We start from the raw sequence: 17,432 nt of genomic DNA, 5'->3' as shown, positions 1-17,432 counted from the left end.
CATGGACGTAAAGCTTAGAATCCATCGCTTCGTTGAGGGGAAAAAATGGGTACAGGATTACACGCTTCCGGTTACGGTCGGCATGACGGTACTTGAGGCACTGACGCAGATCAAAGAGCATCAGGACCCGACTCTTTCGTTTACCTGCTCCTGCCGTTCGTCCATCTGCGGTGCCTGCTCTGTCCGCGTCAATGGCAACGCGGAGCTGGCCTGCGAGATTCTCGTCGAGAATCTCATGAAGCGTTACGATACCGACGAGCTTACCATTGAGCCGCTGGGTAACTTCCGCGTTATCCGCGATCTCATCGTCGACTGGGATCCGAAATATGCCCGCATCAAGAAAATCAACCCGACGGTACATCCGAAGGATGAGTTCTCGGCGGAGAAGGGCTGCAAACAGTCGCCGGAGGATTTCAACAAATACAAGAAACTCGCCGGCTGCATCCTCTGCGGCTCCTGCGTATCCGAGTGCAACAAGAATGCACTGAGCCAGGATGACTTCCTCGATCCCTTCGTTTTCGTCAAGGCTGCGAAAATCACGCAGGATTCCCGTGACAAAGATCCGAAGGAACATCTCAAAGCTGTTGTCGATGCTGGTCTCTGGCGCTGCTTCAACTGCCAGGAGTGCACGGCAAAATGCCCGAAGGGCCTCGATCCGGCTGGTGCCATCGAGAAGCTCAAGGAAGCTACGTTCAAGATGGGCCTCGATGACAACGTCGGTGCCCGCCATGCCAAGGCAATCTATGACGATATCAGCGAGTCCGGTACGCTTGACGAGTCGAAGCTCAACATCAAGTCGGAGGGCTTCTTCGCCGCTGGTCTGCGTGCACCGATGGCCCTGCGTCTCATGCGTGTCGGCAAGATGAATCCGCTCGACAGCCATCCGGTCAACAAAGAGATTGAAACCATCCGCAAGGTCGTCAAGAATGCGGAAGCGGCAGCGAAGGAGGAGAACTGACTATGAAGTACGCATTATTCCCGGGCTGCGTCCTTGAAGGCGCTGCAGCTGAGGCTTATACGTCCCTGAAGAAAGTCTGCGAGAAGCTCGGCATCGAAGTAGAAGAAATCCCGAACTGGACCTGCTGTGGTGCGTCGCACGCACAGGGTGTCAATGATCTGGCAGCACTGGCTGTCAACGCGCGCAACATCTCGATTGCCGAGCATATGGGCCTAGACATCATGACCGTCTGCAACACCTGCACGCTGCAGCTGCGTACGGCTAAAGCCCGTCTCGACAAGGATGAGAAGCTCCGCGAGAAGGTCAACAAGATCCTCAAGGATTCCGGTCATCCGTATGAATACAAAGGCACGAGCCAGGTCACGCACTTCCTCTGGATCCTCGACGATCATCCGGAGATCCTCGATGGCAAGATCACGAACCCGCTCAATGGCTATAAAGTTGCCGGGTACTATGGCTGCCATATCCTGCGTCCGCAGGAGGTCATGGACCATGGCGACGGCAAGCATCCAGAGTATCTGGAGCGCCTGATCCGCAAGCTCGGTGCTGAGCCGGTATGGTTCAGTGCAAACCGCAAGTGCTGCGGCTTCCATGCCCAGCTGGCGGCTGAGCACGATGTGCTCGTGGCTACGGGCCAGATTGTCGACAGTGCCGATCAGGCTGGTGCTGGCGCTATCGTTACGCCGTGCCCGCTCTGCCAGATGCAGCTCGATATGTACGAGCCGGAGGGCCGTGAGGCCGTCCACTCGCAGGCTGAGGTTCCTATCCTCCACCTGCAGCAGCTCGTCGGCCTGGCACTGGGCATGACGAAAGCCGAGGTCGGCTTTGACCGTCACGTCTCGGCACAGGAAAAGCTCAAACTGGGCTGATGAATCAACGTACCCTTTCCTAAATTATATAAACACACATCACAACGCAAAGGTGACAGGCTTACAGAAAGCCTGTCACCTTTGTGCTATAATGGGGCAAACTGATAACCAAGCAGGGGGAAGGAGTGCTGTTCATGGCAAGAGTTGTGGTGATTGGTTCAGGGCCGGCCGGCGTGTCGGCGGCACTTTACGCACGGCGGGGAGGTGCGGAGGTCACAGTGGTCTCCCGCGGGGAGCAGACCGGGGCGCTCGCCAAGGCGCATCTCATCGAGAATTACTACGGGCTGGAAGAGCCGGTGTCCGGTGCAGAGCTGCTGCGCCGGGGAATCGCTGGCGCCCGAAAGCTCGGGGTGGAATTTACCGAGGATGAGGTACTGTCGCTGGCCTTTGATGATTCGTTCACAGGATTCCTTGTGGAGGGCCGTAAGGCGAAGCTGGCGGCTGACAGTGTCATCCTAGCTGCCGGTGCGGCGCGCAGCAGCTTGAAATTGCCGGGCATTGCCGCGTTTGAAGGCAAGGGGGTCAGTTATTGCGCAGTCTGTGATGCCTTCTTCTATCGCGGTAAGGCGGTGGCGGTCATCGGTGCCGGCGAGTATGCGCTGCATGAGGCGCAGGCGCTGCTGCCCCATGCGGCCCGGGTTGTCCTGCTGACCAATGGGGCAGAACCAGCCGTGGCTGTTCCGGCGGACATCGAGGTGCAGACAGGCGCCTTGGCGGCGATAGAAGGGGAAACGCGCGTGGCGCGTGTGCGGTTTGCTGATGGCAGTGCGCTGGATACGGATGGTGTATTCCTGGCCTTGGGGACGGCCGGCAGCACGGAGCTGGCACGCAAGCTTGGCATCATGCTGGCGGGCAATAACATCAAGACCGATGCGCATATGGCGACGAATGTGCCGGGCATCTTTGCGGCTGGCGACTGCACGGGCGGTCTCCTGCAGGTAGCCAAGGCTGTCTATGAGGGCGCAGAGGCGGGCCTGGCGGCTGTGAAGTTCCTGCGCGAAAAACAATAGACGGAAAATACCTGATTGTGATAGAATCGAATAGTGGTTACGAATGATAGTCTAAGCAGAGATTAAGAGGTGCACGATGATTAAACTGATTTTATCGGATATGGACGGTACGCTGCTGGATGAAGCAGGGAATATGCCGGCAGGCTTTGATGATGTGATGGCACAGCTGCATGAGCGCGGCGTGATGTTTGCGCCGGCCAGCGGCCGCCAGTATCAGTCGCTGGTAGAGAGTTTCCCCGAGTACGCGGATAAATTCCTGTTCATCAGCGATAATGGCACGATGGTGCGCCAGCATGGCCAGGAGATCTTTTCCGATGTCATCGAGCGCCAGAACGCGCTGCGCCTTATCGATAGCGTCAATGAAATCGATGGCATCTACAATGTGTTCTGCGGCAAGAAGAAGGCCTATATGCTCAAGGGCAAGCATCCGGAGAAATACTTCGATGAATTGCAGAAATATTTCCGGGAGCTCGAGCTGGTCGATGATTTCGCAGCTGTCGATGACGATCCCATCAAGGTCTCATTCTTCACGGCCGGTGCCGATGCGGATACGAAGATCTTCCCGCTGTTTGCGCAGGAGCAGGCAAACATGCAGGTCGTGCTCGCAAGCGCTTACTGGGTGGATATCACCAATAAGGGGGCAAACAAGGGCATGGCCGTGCGCAAGGTGCAGGATCGCCTGGGCATCGGCTTCGAGGAATGTGCGGCATTTGGCGACTATATGAACGACAAGGAAATGCTGGAGTCGGTCTATTACAGCTATGCGATGGATAATGCTTATCCCGATATCAAGGAAATCGCTCGCTTCACGACGAAGAGCAATGCCGAAAACGGTGTACTTTGGCAGATCGAGCAGCTTATCGATCAGGGTCTTTGCTAAGAAAATATTAATGGAAATATAATGTAAAAGAGGTCGTCGTTTTAAGGTTCTTCCAATTTGCAGCTTCTATACTAGCAACTGTGAAGATAAAGATTTGAGACAAAGGAGTCTGAAGTTATGAAAGCAAGCATGAAAAAAGTCACGGCAATCGCATTGGCTGGCATGATGAGCTTTGGCGTTGCCAGTGTTTCCCTGTCGAGTGTTTCCGAGGCACATCATAATGATGCGCAGCAGGAAGAGTATGCCGATGGCACGTCAAATAAATACAGCCATCGCATCCATGAGGAGGAGACGACACATCGCCAGAATGTCCGCTCCATCCGTTATGAGCATCGCAAGGGCATGATTGATGATAAAGAGCATGAAAAGAAGCTCAAAGAGGAGCAGGAGCGTCATGATCATCAGATGAAGCAGATCAAAGAAGATTATGAGTCGCATAGCCGTCATAAAAAGTAAATAAGCGATAGGCGGCAGAGGCCGTCCGGCAGAAAGGCCGGGCGGTCTTTTTATTGCATATTGCCAGTGGAAACGGTATAATCAAAGATAGATAAATATGGCCGCAATCCAAGAGCAAAGCAGGTGACAGATTATGCCAATGAAAATCGATAATATGACGGCGCAGGGGCCGTCGATTTCCGTGAGCCGCAGCACGGAAGAAGAGCGCGTCCGCGATGCGGATGCCGATTTCGGTGCGGAGCTCCGCAGCCAGGAGGAGTCGGTGACGACGGAGCAGCTCGACAAGCTGCTCAAGCAGATCGATGAGCAGGGGGCGCGGCTCTCGCGGACGCCGACCTATGATGAGCTCAAGTCATACCGCACGCTAATCAAGAATTTTGTCGGCGAGGCTGTCAACCATATGTATGAACTCCATACACAGGCTGGCTGGGACCGCATGGGCCGCCAGAAGGTCTATACGACGGTGCGCAAGATCGACAAGAAACTCGAGGAGATGGCGGAGAAGATCCGGCTGGGGCAGGCGAACCAGCTGGATATCATTGCAAGCCATGATGCCATCCGCGGGATGCTCGTGGATATCTACATGTAATGGAAATCAGTTGGGATAAGATCATCGGCCACGCGGAACAGAAGCAGCAATTGCAGACGATGCTGGCCGAGGGACGCTTGCCGCATGCACTGCTTCTGGCAGGGCCAGATGGCATCGGCAAGAAGATGGTAGGCCGGGCCTTGGCAGCGGCCATACTTTGCGGCGAACATACGGGAAAGGGCGCAGCCTGCGGTCACTGTGCGTCGTGTCAGGCGATGTGGCTCGAAAGCCATCCCGATTACTATGAGGTCTTGCCAGAGAGCCGCGGCAAGGCGGCTAAGGTCATCCGCATCGAGCAGATTCGCGAGATGCAGACGGAAGCCTCGCGTTATCCGACGCTGTCAGCAGGCCGGGTCGTGCTCATCGACGAGGCCGAGCGCATGAACGAGGCGGCAGCCAACAGCCTCCTGAAGACGTTGGAGGAGCCGGCAGGACAGGTTACGTTCCTGCTGGTCACGAGCGCGCGCAGCTCGCTGCTCGACACCATCGTTTCGCGGTGCATGCCGATGGCTTTTGGCATGCTGCCGTCTGAGGAGATGGCGCAAGCGCTCAAGGGCAGGGGCATACCCGAGGCTGCGGCTGCGGAGCTGGCGGCTTTGGCTGATGGCAGCCTGGGCCGGGCTGTGACGCTGTATGAGAACGGCGGCCTGGAGCTGCGTGATGATGCGCTGGCGTTCCTTGAGCAGCTTGATGATATGGGCCTGGAACAGGTCTGGCAGCAGGCCAAGACCAAAGGGGCTTGGGAGCGGGAGAAGCTGGCGGAGTGGTTCCTGTATCTCAACATGATGCTGCGGGATATGCTGGTGCTCTATGAGGATGGTGCAAGCCCGCTGCTTTACCACCAGGACAGCCGGCAGCGGCTGGCGGGACTCCTGCCGCGTTTCACGGAGCCCCGCATCTTTGCGCTGCTCGCGCTGGTGCGGGACTTGCAGCGACGGCTGCAGGCCAATGTGAACCTGCCGCTGCAGATGGAAGGATTCTTATTGCGTATACGCGATTTGACATAGATATATTAGGAGGAAAACAGTGCAGACAATCATAGGGGTCCGCTTCAAGAAGGCGGGAAAGATATATTATTTTGGCCCGGGGAATCTCGAGATCGAGCAGGGGCAGCATGTCATTGTCGAAACGGCACGCGGCATGGAGTGCGGACTGACGGTCCTGGGACCGCGTGAGGTGGAGGATCAGGAGATTACCCAGCCGCTGAAGATCGTCCATCGCATCGCCAATGCATCCGATCTCCAGCGCATCGAGGAGAACAAGAAGCGCCAGGTAGAGGCCTTTGCCATCTGTGAGAAGAAGATCCAGGAGCACAAGCTGCCGATGAAGCTCGTCGAGGTCGAGTACACCTTTGACATGAACAAGATCATCTTCTATTTCACGGCAGATGGCCGCATCGATTTCCGCAATCTGGTCAAGGATCTTGCGGCGGTGTTCCGCACGCGCATCGAGCTCCGGCAGATCGGCGTGCGTGATGAGGCCAAGCTCATGGGCGGTATTGGCTGCTGCGGGCGGCCGCTCTGCTGTGCGTCGTTCCTCGGCGACTTCGAGCCCGTATCGATCCGCATGGCCAAGGAGCAGAACCTGTCGCTGAACCCGACGAAGATCTCGGGTATCTGCGGCCGCCTGATGTGCTGCCTCAAATACGAGAATGACTGCTATTGCGAGAACTGCCACAAGAAGCAGAAAAAAGTCATGGCCCCGGCCCAGGGCAGCCGTGTCGTGTCGGTCGAGGGTGAGGGCAAGGTCATCTCGCTGAACCAGCAGCGCCGGACGGCGACCATCCTGCTCGATAACAGCCGGACGATTGTGGCTTCTTGGGAAGATGTCATCGAGAAGGATGAGGACGATGCAGGGACGCTGGCTAGTGCCATCCCTGCCGAGCCGGCTGTCGATGAGGTCCTTGCCGGCATGGCGGCCGAGGCCGAGCCGCGACAGGAGCGTTCGCGCCGCGAGCGCAGCCGCCGGCCGCGTGGTGACCGCAAGCCGGATGGCCATGCGCGTGATCGGCGGGAAAACCGCGAGCGGGACAAGGAATCGCGCAATGGTGGTTCCCACAGCCGCCGCCGTCCCCGTGGCGACCATGAGAAGGGCCGTGAGGGCGGCAGCAACCGTTCACGGCGCGACCGCCGTCCGCGCGGCAACCGCGAGAAGAATGGCAACAACGGCGGAGGCAAGGAAAACAAAGAATGAGAGACGTCAGCCTGAAGGAAAATGAACGGCTGGACGATTTGATGAAGAGCGGGCGGCACATCATCCAGAACACGCAGGAATTCTGCTTTTCGCTGGATGCGGTGCTGCTCGCCCACTTTTTATCGTGGAAAAGCCGGCAGAAAGTGTTGGAGCTCGGCACGGGCACGGGGGTCATCCCCCTGATCATTGCCGATGAGGTGGCCCGGGTCGATGCCGTGGAGCTCAATCCGGTCATGGCCGATGTCGCGGCCCGCAATGTCTGGATGAATGAGCTGGAAGACAAGATTTTCGTCCGTGAGGGTGACTACCGTGGGATTCGGGAGCTTTACGCGCCCGAATCTTTTGATGTGGTGGTAGCCAATCCTCCGTATCGGCCCGTAGCGCAGGGACAGGTAAATAAGATGTCAGGCGTTGCCAGGGCACGCCATGAGTTCACGGCAACCCTGGCGGATGTCGTGCGTGCGGCCCGCTATGCGTTGCGGTTCGGCGGCCATTTTGCGATGGTGCACCTGCCTGAGCGGCTCGGGGAGATCATCGTGTGCCTGCATGAGCATCAGCTGGCGCCGAAACGTTTGCAGATGGTGCAGCCGAAGGACGGCAAGGCCCCGAACATGATGCTCATCGAGGCTGTCGTCGGCGCGGCGCCCGGCGGGCTCAAGGTCCTGCCGCCGCTTATCGTACATGAGGAAGATGGCAGTTATACACCGGAGATCTTGCGGATCTATGGCATGGAGGAAGAGTGATGACAACAGAATCAGCAAATGGTGCCGGGACGCTTTATCTTTGCGCGACGCCCATCGGCAACCTGGAGGATATGACTTATCGCGCAGTGCGCATGCTGGGTGAGGTGGAACTGATCGCGGCGGAAGATACGCGGCATACGCGCCAGCTGCTCACGCATTTTGATATCCATACGAAGCTCACCAGCTATCATGAGCACAATAAAGCCATGAAGGGGCCGGAGCTCATCGGATACATCCAGCAGGGACATGATCTCATCTGTGTCAGTGATGCGGGACTGCCAGGCATCTGCGATCCTGGCAGCCATCTGGCGGAGCTGGCGATCGCTGCGGGCATCCGCGTCTCGCCGCTGCCGGGCTGCAATGCGGGCTTGTCCGCCTTGATCTGCTCGGGGCTCGACACGACCTTGTTCACGTTTGTCGGGTTCCTGCCCAAGACGGCCAAGAAGCAGCAGGAAACGCTGGCCCGCATCAAGGGCTATGAAGGTTCGTTGATCTTCTACGAGGCTCCGCATCATCTGAAGGCAACCATGAAGCAGCTGCTGGCAGGTCTTGGCGACCGCCGGGCGGTGCTGGGCCGCGAACTCACGAAGAAATTCGAGGAGTTTCGCCGCGGTACGCTGGCGGAGCTCTTGACGTACTATGAGCAGAACGATCCGCGCGGCGAGTATGTCATCGTCGTCGAGGGGGCTGGTGAAGAGCTGGAGCAGGCTGAGGCCGGGGAAGTACCGCTGGAACCTGCCGAGCTCTGCAAGCAGCTGATGGTAGGGGGCCTTGACAAGAAGTCGGCCATGCGCGAGACGGCGAAGAAACTTGGCATCAGCCGCCGTGATGTCTACCAGGCCATGCTGACAGAGCAGGAATAATGCGCTATAATGAAAAAGTTAGATTGAGACCCGAATCATTAGCGGGTTTATTATAAGGAGGATCATTTTCCATGACAGAGAAAAAAACGTTTTACATCACGACGCCAATCTATTATCCGAGTGCCAAGCTGCATATCGGCCATGCATACTGCACGACGATTGCAGACTCGATTGCCCGCTTCCATCGTCTGGCGGGGGAGGATGTATTTTTCCTGACGGGCTCGGACGAGCACGGCCAGAAGATCCAGGAAAAGGCTGAGGCTGAGGGCGTGACGCCGATCGAGTACACGGATAAGATTGTTGCCGGTTTCCAGAATCTCTGGCAGCGTCTGAACATCAGCAATGATGATTTCATCCGCACGACCCAGAAACGTCATGAGAAAGTGGTCCAGGAAATCTTCCGCCGCATCTATGCCAAGGGGGATATCTATAAAGGTTCCTATAAGGGGCTTTACTGCACTCCGTGTGAGAGTTATTGGACGGAGCATCAGCTCGATGAGAATGGCTGCTGCCCGGATTGCCATCGTCCGGTGCAGGAAGTGGCTGAGGAAGCCTATTTCTTCAAGATGAGCAACTATCAGGATAGGATACTTGCTTATATCGAAGAGAATCCAGAGTTCATCCAGCCGGCATCGCGCCGCAATGAGATGATCAACTTCATCAAACAGGGACTCGAGGATCTCTGCATTTCGCGCACGTCCTTTGATTGGGGCATCCCGGTCCCCATCGATAAGAAGCATGTCATCTATGTCTGGTTCGATGCACTGACGAACTATCTGACGCCGATCGGCTTCCTGGATGACCCGGAGAAATTCAACAAATACTGGCCGGCCAACCTGCACCTGGTCGGCAAGGAGATCGTGCGCTTCCATACGATCATCTGGCCCTGCATCCTCATGGCACTCGATCTGCCGCTGCCGAAGAAAGTCTATGGCCATGGCTGGCTGATTGTCGATGGCGACAAGATGTCGAAGTCCAAGGGCAATGTAGTTGATCCGATTGCCCTCATCGATGAGTTCGGTGCTGATGCGATCCGCTACTTCCTGCTGCGGGAAATCAACCTCGGCCAGGATGGCAACTTCTCGCGCGATGCCTTGATCCAGCGCATCAACAGCGATCTGGCCAACGACCTCGGCAACCTGCTGCATCGCACCCTCAACATGATCGGCAAGTTCCAGGATGGCATCGTGCTCGCACCGCAGGGTGAGAGTGAGATCGATGCATCGCTCAAGGCGGATGCCGCTGAGACGGTGCAGTTCTTCGATGAGAACATGCAGAAGATGGAGTTGTCGCTGACCATCAAGAAGGTCTGGGCCTTCATCAGCCGTGCCAACAAGTATATCGATGAGACGGCACCGTGGGCACTGGCCAAAGAGCCAGAGAAGAAGCAGGAGCTCGCGAATGTCATGTACAACCTCGTCGAGTCGCTGCGCCATATCAGCGTGCTGATCGCGCCGTTCATGCCAATCACGGCTGAGCGCATCTGGCAGCAGCTCAACCTGCCGCAGGCTTTTGCCGAGGTGCAGCTTGACGATATCCGCGCTTGGGGCGGTACACCGGCTGACCTCAAGGTTGGTACGCCGGAGCAGCTCTTCCCGCGCATCGAGGTGGAAAAGGAAGAACAGCCGGCTAAGCAGCCTAAGGCTAACAAGCAGAAAAAAGAGAAGAAAGCCGACAAGAAGGATGACAGCGGTGAGGTAACCTTCGATGAGTTCAGCAAACTGCAGCTGCGTGTCGCGAAGGTTCTCGCAGCTGAGAAGATCCCTGAGACGGATAAGCTGCTCAAACTCAAGGTGGACCTCGGCAGCGAGCAGCGTGAGCTCGTATCGGGCATCGCCAACCACTACGAGCCGTCGGAACTCATCGGCAAGAATGTCGTCATGGTGGCGAACCTCAAGCCGGCCAAGATCCGCGGCGTCGTTTCCCATGGCATGGTGCTTGCGGCTTCGCAGGGCGATGATCTCAAGGTTGTCTCGGTCGACATGCCGGTCGGAGCTGTCGTCAAATGATGGAGCTTGTCGATACGCATACGCATCTCAATGATGTGAAATTTGCCGGTCACGAGCAGGAGGTCATCGAGCGCGCCCGCGCAAACGGCGTCACGCGTCTGATCAACATGGGCGATACGCTGGCCTCGTCGGCCAAGGCCGTCGAGCTCGCAGCCTCCTATGAGGGCGTCTATGCCGGTGTAGGCATCCATCCCGAGGAGGCTTTCCCGATGACGGGGAAGGATGACGATATGCTGGCGGCTTGGACCGAGCAGCCGCGGGTCGTGGCTATCGGCGAAATCGGACTTGACTATTACTGGGAAAAAGACCCGGAAAAGCGTCAGCTGCAGCAGCAGATCTTCATCCGTCAGCTCGACCTGGCCCGCCAGCTGCATCTGCCGGTCTGCATCCATGACCGTGATGCCCATGGCGATACGCTGGCTATCCTCAAGCGGGAGGGCCGTGGCCTGCGCGGTGTCATGCACTGCTTTTCGGGCAGCTGGGAGATGGCACAGGAACTGCTGAAGCTGGGCTGGTATATCGGGGTCGATGGGCCGCTGACCTTCAAGAATGCGGCGAAACTGCCGGAAATCGTACAGAGATTTCCGCTGGAACGGCTCTTGGTGGAGACGGATGCCCCATATCTGGCCCCTGTGCCGATGCGTGGCAAGCAGAATGAACCGGCCTTCGTGCGCTATGTGGCCGAGAAAGTCGCCGAAATCAAGGGGATTTCCGTGGATTTGGTGGCAGAACAGACCTCACGCAACGCGGAGGAACTATACGGCCTGTAACCCTTGTAAATCATAGTTTTTAGCAAAAAGTGGTGGACAAAGTCACAAAAGTGGCGCCCACCACTTTTCTTGTCCCATTTTTCAGCTGGTTTTCAGCCTAAAGTGGGAGAATGAGACATGTGGGTTTGACAGGGTCATGACTCACATGGTATACTTCATAAAGTTCTTCACAAGCATTTGAAGGGGGCTTTTAATGAGTTTAACCAAACTTGTGACATTCAATAGCAAAGAAAAAAAATTGATGCTGTGCCTGATGCTCGCAGTACTCATGATGATGACGACGGGTTTCACACGCAACACGGTCCCGTCGGCAATGCATCAAGTGTCTGTCCTCGTGGATGGACGTACGATTACCCTGAATACGACCCATACGAGCCCGGACTACATCCTTATCCGGGCTGGCGTGAAACTCAGCGCCAACGATGAATTCCGTTTGGAAAAGATCGACGATAAGAACACGAAAATAACGGTTTACCGTGCGGTCCCGGTAACTGTCTCGTACAATGGTCAGAAAAAGGAAGTTATGACCAGCAAGCAGACCGTAGGCGACGCCCTGATCGAATTGGGCTACAATCTGGAAGACGTGGAAGCGGCTCCAGGACTGGATACGAAAATTCAGGAAAACTTGGATATAGTGGTAAAAGACAGTGCCGCTAAACTTCAGGCACTGGCTCGGCAGCGTGAAGAACAAATGAAGCCGAAGGTACAGACGGAGATGGGCCAGCGTGCCTATCGCAATGTCTATACGATGGAGGCTACTGCCTATCTGCCCAGCGATGGCGGCGGCAGCGGCATAACGGCGACTGGCATCGCGGCAGCCCGCGGCGTCGTAGCTGTTGACCCGAATGTGATTCCTCTGGGATCGCGTGTGTACATCCCCGGCTATGGCGTAGCCATTGCCGCCGACACGGGCGGAGCAATCCGCGGCGAGCGCATCGACCTCTGCATGGAGTCGTATGGCGAGGCCATGAACTTTGGCCGCCGCTACGTCGAAGTCTATGTATTAGACTGAGAAAAAACAATATGTCAGCAAGGGAAGCCTTTCCGGAAACGGGAGGGCTTTTCTTATGGGCAGAATTATTTTGTGCTTTATGCAACATTCGTTCACAAATGTATAATAATTATGCTATAATTAATGGTAATTAATAGCATACGCGAATGGAAGCGGTATGCAGCTGGTAAAATCCGCGAAAGGACGAGTGTTGATGGAGCAAAGCAAGATAGTTGCCTTGACGAAAAAACTGTTGCGTGATTACTACGAATACGGAGACATTGCGGAGCTGGAGAATATGTTTTCGGAGGATGTGATCGCGTTCGGTATTCATTCGGATAGCTATGCGACTGGGAAAGATAGGGCCGCGCAATGCTTGCGCCAGATGTATTACGAGCTGAAATCCTGCCGGGTCACCAAGCTGAAAGGCATGGAAAAGGCTACGGACCAGGGCTGGGCCGTGCGGGCCAATCTCGTGTTCTCCACGACGAATCGCATGCGCAACATGCATCAGGTGCTCGTGATGTTCCGCGATACCGCTGCTGGCCGCAAGATCTGCGGCTTGCATTTCCAGCACGACATGCGCCATGAGCTGCTCTATCAGGCCGTGAGCTCGCGTATCCTCAATCGCGGCGAGCTGGCGGATGGCTCGATGGATGAGGTCATGGACATGGTGGCTTCGTATGTTAACTGCGCCTATGTCCAGTACCGGCCCGATCAGGAGCTGCCTGTCGACTATTATAGCGAAGAGCTGTGGCGCATGCTCGGCTACAAGTCCGGCCCAGCTTTCGGCCAGCAGTTTGCCGGGCAGGATATCCTGCTGGAGCGGCTCGTGCACCCGCATGACTTGGTGCCCAGCCGTGAGGAGATCAAGCGCCAGCTGCTGAAGTCGGACAGCTACCAGGTCGAGTTCCGCCTGCGCCGGGCTGATGACAGCTATATCTGGTGCATCGAGTGCGGCCGCTATGTGCTTGATCCGAAATCGGGCATCGGCACCTTCAATGCCGTGATCACGAACCTGTCGCCACTCAAGCAGACGCATGCTTCCTTCCTATACAACCTGCGTCATGACCGGCTAACCAATCTCTACAATAAGAAGGCCTTCTGCCGCCGCACCGCTGAGGTGCTGGCCGATAATCCCGATACCGAGTTCGAGATCATGCGCTTCAACATCGCGCGCTTCAAGGTCATCAACGATCTGTTCGGCGAGGAGACAGGGGACAAGCTGCTGCGCTATATCGCGCATTTCCTCAAGAGCATCAAGCTGGAGCCCTGTGTCTATGGGCGCCTCTATGCCGATAACTTCCTGCTCTGCTATCCCACGCATGACGATATGCGCAATCATATGATAAGCTCGCTGCAGATGCTGGCCGAGACGTTTGCGCTGGATTATCGCATCGAGTTCTACTTCGGTGTCTATACGATTCGTGATATGGCGCTGTCGGTGACGACGATGATCGACCGGGCTTCCATGGGCCTGGCCAAGGCGGCCCATAACGGCGTGGTGGCCTGCGGCGAATACGGCGAAGACATGCGCGACAATATCGTCAACGAACAGGTCATCGTCAACAACATGCAGAGTTCGCTGCTGCGCGGCGAGTTCCTCGTCTACATCCAGCCGAAATACGAACTCATGAGTGAGAAAATCGTGGGCGGCGAGGCGCTGGTGCGCTGGCTGCATCCACAGCTGGGCTTCATCTCGCCTTCGCGATTCATCCCTATCTTTGAGAAGAATGGTTTCATCTATCAGCTCGACAAATACGTCTGGGAGAGGGCCTGCCAGATCCTGCGCGAGGATATGGATGCGGGGCGGCCGGTATTGCCGATTTCCGTCAACGTGTCCCGCATCGACTTCTACAGTCCCAACATCGTGCAGGTATTCGAGCAGCTCATCGCCAAATACGATATCCCGCCGCGGCTGCTGGAGCTGGAGCTCACCGAGAGCGCCTATGTGGAGAACCCGCAGCAGATTATCGAGATCACCAAGGAATTGCAGCGCAAGGGCTTCCCGATTCTCATGGACGACTTCGGCAGCGGCTATTCCTCGCTCAACATGCTCAAGGACATGCCTGTTGACATCCTGAAGATCGATCTGCAGTTCCTGTCAGACAGTGACAAAGAGGACAATGGCCGGGGGGGCAATATCCTGAATTCTGTCGTGCGCATGGCCAAGTGGCTGCATATCCCCGTCATTGCCGAAGGCGTCGAGAAGTAGCAGCAGGTAGATTTCCTGCGGACAATCGGCTGTGAGTGCGTGCAGGGCTACTTCTTCTCGAAGCCGGTGCCGCTGGAGGTCTATCGTGACCTGGTCGGCAAGGGGTTCAGCGAAACGCCGCTGCCGGTGCATCTGGGGCCGGAGGACACCGTGGATATGATGACGATGTCGGCGCAGCTGACCGTGCTCTTCAATGGCGCGGGCGGCGCTATCGGTCTCTACGAGCTCGTGGGCGGCACGCTGGAGATCCTGCGGGCCAACGACGGCTATTTCAAGCTGTTCGGCGACTCGCGGGACAACGTCTACGGCCCGGACAGCTCGACCATCGACCGCATCGATTACCGGGACCGCGAGCGCTTCTGGCAGACCATCCGACAGGCTGAGGCCTCGAAAAGTGTCGAGGAATGCGAGCTGCGCCGTTACTGCGCAGATGGACGCCTGCTCTGGATACGCGTGCGGGCCAGCATCATCTATGTGGAGCAGCTGCGCACGCTGCTGTATCTGGTCATGGAGGATGTCACGCCGCTGGCCGAGGAGCGCGAGCAGCTCCAGAAGATGCTGGAGCGTCTGCGGGCCATCAATCCACAGGAAGTTGCTGCCTTGGAGCAGGAATTCCACAAATTATCATGAATAAGCCAAAAGGCTGCAAGAAAGTGTGCGGATAAGCACTTTCTTGCAGCCTTTTTTGTGGTCTCAGTTTTTGACGATGGTCATATCGGCATGGTCGGCCTCGGCCTTCTGGATCATGACCTTGAGGCGTTCGATGTTCTTCTTGTGCCGGTTGATGGCAAAGCCGATGCGGATGTGTTCCTCCTCGGTGAAGGCGGGATTCTCATAGGATTTCTCGATGCGCTTGAGGCGTTCCTCGACCTCGTGCAGTTCGTCCTTCATCGGTTTGACATGCTCGAGGGCCAGACCGTAGACTGCACGGATCTGCTCCTCTACGTATTTGGCATAGCCTGGTTCGCCGGAGACATCTTCGAGACGCTTGGCGACATGATAGATGATATCGAAAGGACTTTCGCCACTGTGGATCATGCGGACGATTTCCATCTTGACCTGCTGCTGGATGCCGTGCGGCTGAGTGATGATGGGATCGAGTTCTTGCTCGTTTGTATCGGATGACGGGACGTTTGCGGGACTTACTTGTTCTTCGGCCATGGATGTATTCCTCCTTCGTAGCCGTGTAATCTTTTTCTTTAGTATAGCACAGGATGGGCAAAAAAGAAAAAATGTGTAAGTTTACACATTTACAGTGGACATTGAGTTAAAGTGTTGCATTGTAAAGTACATTTATGCTATAATACAGCTATCGTTTTAGAAAAGCAGGGCTTTTGGTCATGTCCGGTCGGCTGGGATATGATTTTTTTATGCTTTGCGATGTTTACTGTAAAAGGACAATTGGTCTTCTTACAAAAGAAAAGGGTGTTATATTATGAATCAAATGTCTAAAGGAGAAATCTTGACCGTAGGTTTCATGATGTTCTCGATTTTCTTTGGCGCTGGCAACTTGATCTTCCCGCCGGCACTCGGACAGGCGGCGGGTGACCATGTGTTCACAGCTATGCTGGGCTTTCTGACGACGGGCGTCGGCCTGCCGCTCTTGGGCATCACGGCAATTGCCCTGCAGGGGGGCAAATACATTGAGTTCATCCGCAAGATGACGTATCCGTGGATGGCTACGATGCTGCTCGTCATCCTGTATCTGACAATCGGCCCGCTGTTCGCGATGCCGCGTACGGGCGCAGTTTCCTTCGAGATCGGCATCCGTCCGTTCCTGGCTGCTGATGATCTTGCCGTAGGCCAGGCAATCTACACGGCCATCTTCTTTGCGGCCTCGTACTATCTGGCGCTGAACCCGAACAAGCTCATCGATCGTGTCGGCAAGATGCTCACGCCGATTTTGCTGGTATTCTTGGTTATCCTGTTTGCCAAGGCCTTTGTAACGCCGCTTGGTTCGATTCTCGATGCGACGGGCGCTTACATCGGTACGCCCTTTGTCCAGGGATTCCAGGATGGCTACCAGACGATGGATCTTTTGGCTTCGCTGGCTATCGGTACGTTGGTTGTCAATGCGATTCGCATGCGTGGCGTAACGTCGAATCGGGCCATCGGTGAGGTTTGCCTGATTGCCGGTCTCATCACGGTATTTTTGATGTCGTTGGTTTATGGTTCGTTGGCGTATATCGGCGCGACGAGTGCCAGTGTCCTCGGGCATTCGGAAAATGGCGGCCAGCTGCTTGCGGCAGCCATCGATATATTCTTCGGCCCGGCAGGCAATCTGTTGGTTGCTGTAATCATCGCACTGGCCTGCTTGACGACTTGCTGCGGCATCACATCGGGTACGGCTTGGTTCTTCAACAAGCTGTTCAAGAACAAGATTTCCTATGAGCGCCTGCTGCTCATCAGCATCCTGTTCAGCTTTGTCGCTTCGAACATCGGCCTGACGCAGATCATCGCTCTGACGGTGCCGTTCCTGGTTGGCATTTATCCGCTGGTCATCGTATTCGTACTGCTGTCGCTGTTTGACCGCGTCATCGGCTGGCGCCGCAGCATCTACCGCGGGGCGATGAACTGCACGCTGGTCTTCGCCATCATCGATGGACTCAATGCTGCTGGCATCCAGATCCCGGGCCTCAACGAGCTGCTGACGGCTTACCTGCCGTTCTACACGATCACGATGGGCTGGGTAGTACCAGCACTCGTCGGTGCAGCTGCCGGACTGGTGTATTCTTTTTTTCAGGAAGAACCAGCAGAGGATGTTGCGTTAGCTCATAATTAAAGAATAGAAAGGGGCTGTGAAGACTTATTTCACAGCCCCTTTTATATTGCAGTTTATCTGTCCGTACGTGGTTAAAACAAACTCGGTACAGCTCAGCTTGGGTG

17 protein-coding genes are annotated in these 17,432 nt (G+C 56.0%); 16 read left to right on the top strand and 1 reads right to left on the bottom strand.

Annotation, left to right across the window (positions count from 1 at the left end):
* Position 1: 1 nt before the first annotated feature.
* From BM181_RS13040 to BM181_RS12970, 15 genes are all read left to right on the top strand, one after another.
* Positions 2–958, top strand: a complete 957-nt coding sequence (locus BM181_RS13040) for a succinate dehydrogenase/fumarate reductase iron-sulfur subunit (protein ID WP_075445581.1) — start codon at positions 2–4, stop codon at positions 956–958.
* Between the two features lie 2 nt (positions 959–960).
* Positions 961–1,827 carry a CoB--CoM heterodisulfide reductase iron-sulfur subunit B family protein gene (locus BM181_RS13035; protein WP_075445580.1) on the top strand — a complete coding sequence of 289 codons (867 nt, stop codon included), beginning with the start codon at positions 961–963 and terminating at the stop codon, positions 1,825–1,827.
* 134 nt (positions 1,828–1,961) lie between these two features.
* Positions 1,962–2,837, top strand: a complete 876-nt coding sequence (locus BM181_RS13030) for an NAD(P)/FAD-dependent oxidoreductase (protein WP_075445579.1) — start codon at positions 1,962–1,964, stop codon at positions 2,835–2,837.
* A 76-nt stretch (positions 2,838–2,913) separates the two neighbouring features.
* The gene (locus BM181_RS13025) at positions 2,914–3,717 is read left to right on the top strand and encodes an HAD family hydrolase (protein WP_075445578.1); all 804 of its coding nucleotides are present in this window, start codon (positions 2,914–2,916) and stop codon (positions 3,715–3,717) included.
* Positions 3,718–3,834: 117 nt separating this feature from the next.
* Positions 3,835–4,173 carry a hypothetical protein gene (locus tag BM181_RS13020; RefSeq protein ID WP_075445577.1) on the top strand — a complete coding sequence of 113 codons (339 nt, stop codon included), beginning with the start codon at positions 3,835–3,837 and terminating at the stop codon, positions 4,171–4,173.
* 133 nt (positions 4,174–4,306) lie between these two features.
* Positions 4,307–4,762, top strand: coding sequence for a YaaR family protein (locus BM181_RS13015; RefSeq protein ID WP_075445576.1), 456 nt, complete (start codon positions 4,307–4,309; stop codon positions 4,760–4,762).
* Positions 4,762–5,769, top strand: a complete 1,008-nt coding sequence (holB, locus tag BM181_RS13010) for a DNA polymerase III subunit delta' (protein WP_075445575.1) — start codon at positions 4,762–4,764, stop codon at positions 5,767–5,769. The genes BM181_RS13015 and holB overlap by 1 nt, the downstream gene beginning before the upstream one ends.
* 19 nt (positions 5,770–5,788) lie before the next feature.
* Positions 5,789–6,955 (top strand): PSP1 domain-containing protein, encoded by a 1,167-nt coding sequence (locus BM181_RS13005; RefSeq protein WP_075445574.1) that lies wholly within the window; start codon positions 5,789–5,791, stop codon positions 6,953–6,955.
* Positions 6,952–7,698 carry a tRNA1(Val) (adenine(37)-N6)-methyltransferase gene (locus BM181_RS13000; protein WP_075445573.1) on the top strand — a complete coding sequence of 249 codons (747 nt, stop codon included), beginning with the start codon at positions 6,952–6,954 and terminating at the stop codon, positions 7,696–7,698. The genes BM181_RS13005 and BM181_RS13000 overlap by 4 nt, the downstream gene beginning before the upstream one ends.
* Entirely contained in the window at positions 7,698–8,561 is an 864-nt protein-coding gene (gene rsmI / locus BM181_RS12995) for a 16S rRNA (cytidine(1402)-2'-O)-methyltransferase (protein WP_075445572.1), read from the top strand. The genes BM181_RS13000 and rsmI overlap by 1 nt, the downstream gene beginning before the upstream one ends.
* 71 nt (positions 8,562–8,632) lie before the next feature.
* Positions 8,633–10,570, top strand: coding sequence for a methionine--tRNA ligase (gene metG, locus BM181_RS12990; protein ID WP_075445571.1), 1,938 nt, complete (start codon positions 8,633–8,635; stop codon positions 10,568–10,570).
* Entirely contained in the window at positions 10,570–11,340 is a 771-nt protein-coding gene (locus BM181_RS12985; RefSeq protein ID WP_075445597.1) for a TatD family hydrolase, read from the top strand. Before metG ends, BM181_RS12985 begins: the two co-directional genes overlap by 1 nt.
* Before the next feature lie 193 nt (positions 11,341–11,533).
* A complete protein-coding gene (locus tag BM181_RS12980) occupies positions 11,534–12,352 on the top strand; it encodes a G5 and 3D domain-containing protein (protein ID WP_075445570.1) in 819 nt (272 codons plus the stop codon).
* Positions 12,353–12,545: 193 nt separating this feature from the next.
* Complete coding sequence (locus tag BM181_RS12975) at positions 12,546–14,546, top strand: GGDEF and EAL domain-containing protein (protein ID WP_075445569.1); 2,001 nt, start codon at positions 12,546–12,548, stop codon at positions 14,544–14,546.
* 39 nt (positions 14,547–14,585) lie between these two features.
* Positions 14,586–15,176: a PAS domain-containing protein gene (locus tag BM181_RS12970; RefSeq protein WP_075445568.1), complete on the top strand. Its 591-nt coding sequence runs from the start codon at positions 14,586–14,588 to the stop codon at positions 15,174–15,176.
* Between the two features lie 63 nt (positions 15,177–15,239).
* On the opposite strand, the gene BM181_RS12965 is transcribed toward BM181_RS12970, so the two are convergent.
* Positions 15,240–15,599: a hypothetical protein gene (locus tag BM181_RS12965; protein ID WP_075445596.1), complete on the bottom strand. Its 360-nt coding sequence runs from the start codon at positions 15,597–15,599 to the stop codon at positions 15,240–15,242.
* A gap of 382 nt (positions 15,600–15,981) precedes the next feature.
* Here BM181_RS12965 and brnQ point away from each other — a divergent pair, with 382 nt between their 5' ends.
* Positions 15,982–17,328, top strand: a complete 1,347-nt coding sequence (brnQ, locus tag BM181_RS12960) for a branched-chain amino acid transport system II carrier protein (protein WP_075445567.1) — start codon at positions 15,982–15,984, stop codon at positions 17,326–17,328.
* The last annotated feature ends 104 nt before the right edge of the window (positions 17,329–17,432 follow it).

The sequence above is a fragment of the Pseudoselenomonas ruminantium genome, from assembly GCF_900113715.1.
Classification (GTDB): Bacteria; Bacillota; Negativicutes; order Selenomonadales; family Selenomonadaceae; genus Selenomonas_A; species Selenomonas_A caprae.
This window is presented reverse-complemented; position numbering and strand designations above follow the sequence as displayed.

Bases quoted from the DNA above. Each gene is read 5' to 3' on its own strand.
- BM181_RS13040 (WP_075445581.1), top strand. From the start codon at position 2: ATGGACGTAAAGCTTAGAATCCATCGCTTCGTTGAGGGGAAAAAATGG.
- BM181_RS13035 (WP_075445580.1), top strand. From the start codon at position 961: ATGAAGTACGCATTATTCCCGGGCTGCGTCCTTGAAGGCGCTGCAGCT.
- BM181_RS13030 (WP_075445579.1), top strand. From the start codon at position 1,962: ATGGCAAGAGTTGTGGTGATTGGTTCAGGGCCGGCCGGCGTGTCGGCG.
- BM181_RS13025 (WP_075445578.1), top strand. From the start codon at position 2,914: ATGATTAAACTGATTTTATCGGATATGGACGGTACGCTGCTGGATGAA.
- BM181_RS13020 (WP_075445577.1), top strand. From the start codon at position 3,835: ATGAAAGCAAGCATGAAAAAAGTCACGGCAATCGCATTGGCTGGCATG.
- BM181_RS13015 (WP_075445576.1), top strand. From the start codon at position 4,307: ATGCCAATGAAAATCGATAATATGACGGCGCAGGGGCCGTCGATTTCC.
- holB (WP_075445575.1), top strand. From the start codon at position 4,762: ATGGAAATCAGTTGGGATAAGATCATCGGCCACGCGGAACAGAAGCAG.
- BM181_RS13000 (WP_075445573.1), top strand. From the start codon at position 6,952: ATGAGAGACGTCAGCCTGAAGGAAAATGAACGGCTGGACGATTTGATG.
- rsmI (WP_075445572.1), top strand. From the start codon at position 7,698: ATGACAACAGAATCAGCAAATGGTGCCGGGACGCTTTATCTTTGCGCG.
- metG (WP_075445571.1), top strand. From the start codon at position 8,633: ATGACAGAGAAAAAAACGTTTTACATCACGACGCCAATCTATTATCCG.
- BM181_RS12985 (WP_075445597.1), top strand. From the start codon at position 10,570: ATGGAGCTTGTCGATACGCATACGCATCTCAATGATGTGAAATTTGCC.
- BM181_RS12980 (WP_075445570.1), top strand. From the start codon at position 11,534: ATGAGTTTAACCAAACTTGTGACATTCAATAGCAAAGAAAAAAAATTG.
- BM181_RS12975 (WP_075445569.1), top strand. From the start codon at position 12,546: ATGGAGCAAAGCAAGATAGTTGCCTTGACGAAAAAACTGTTGCGTGAT.
- BM181_RS12965 (WP_075445596.1), bottom strand. From the start codon at position 15,599: ATGGAAATCGTCCGCATGATCCACAGTGGCGAAAGTCCTTTCGATATC.
- brnQ (WP_075445567.1), top strand. From the start codon at position 15,982: ATGAATCAAATGTCTAAAGGAGAAATCTTGACCGTAGGTTTCATGATG.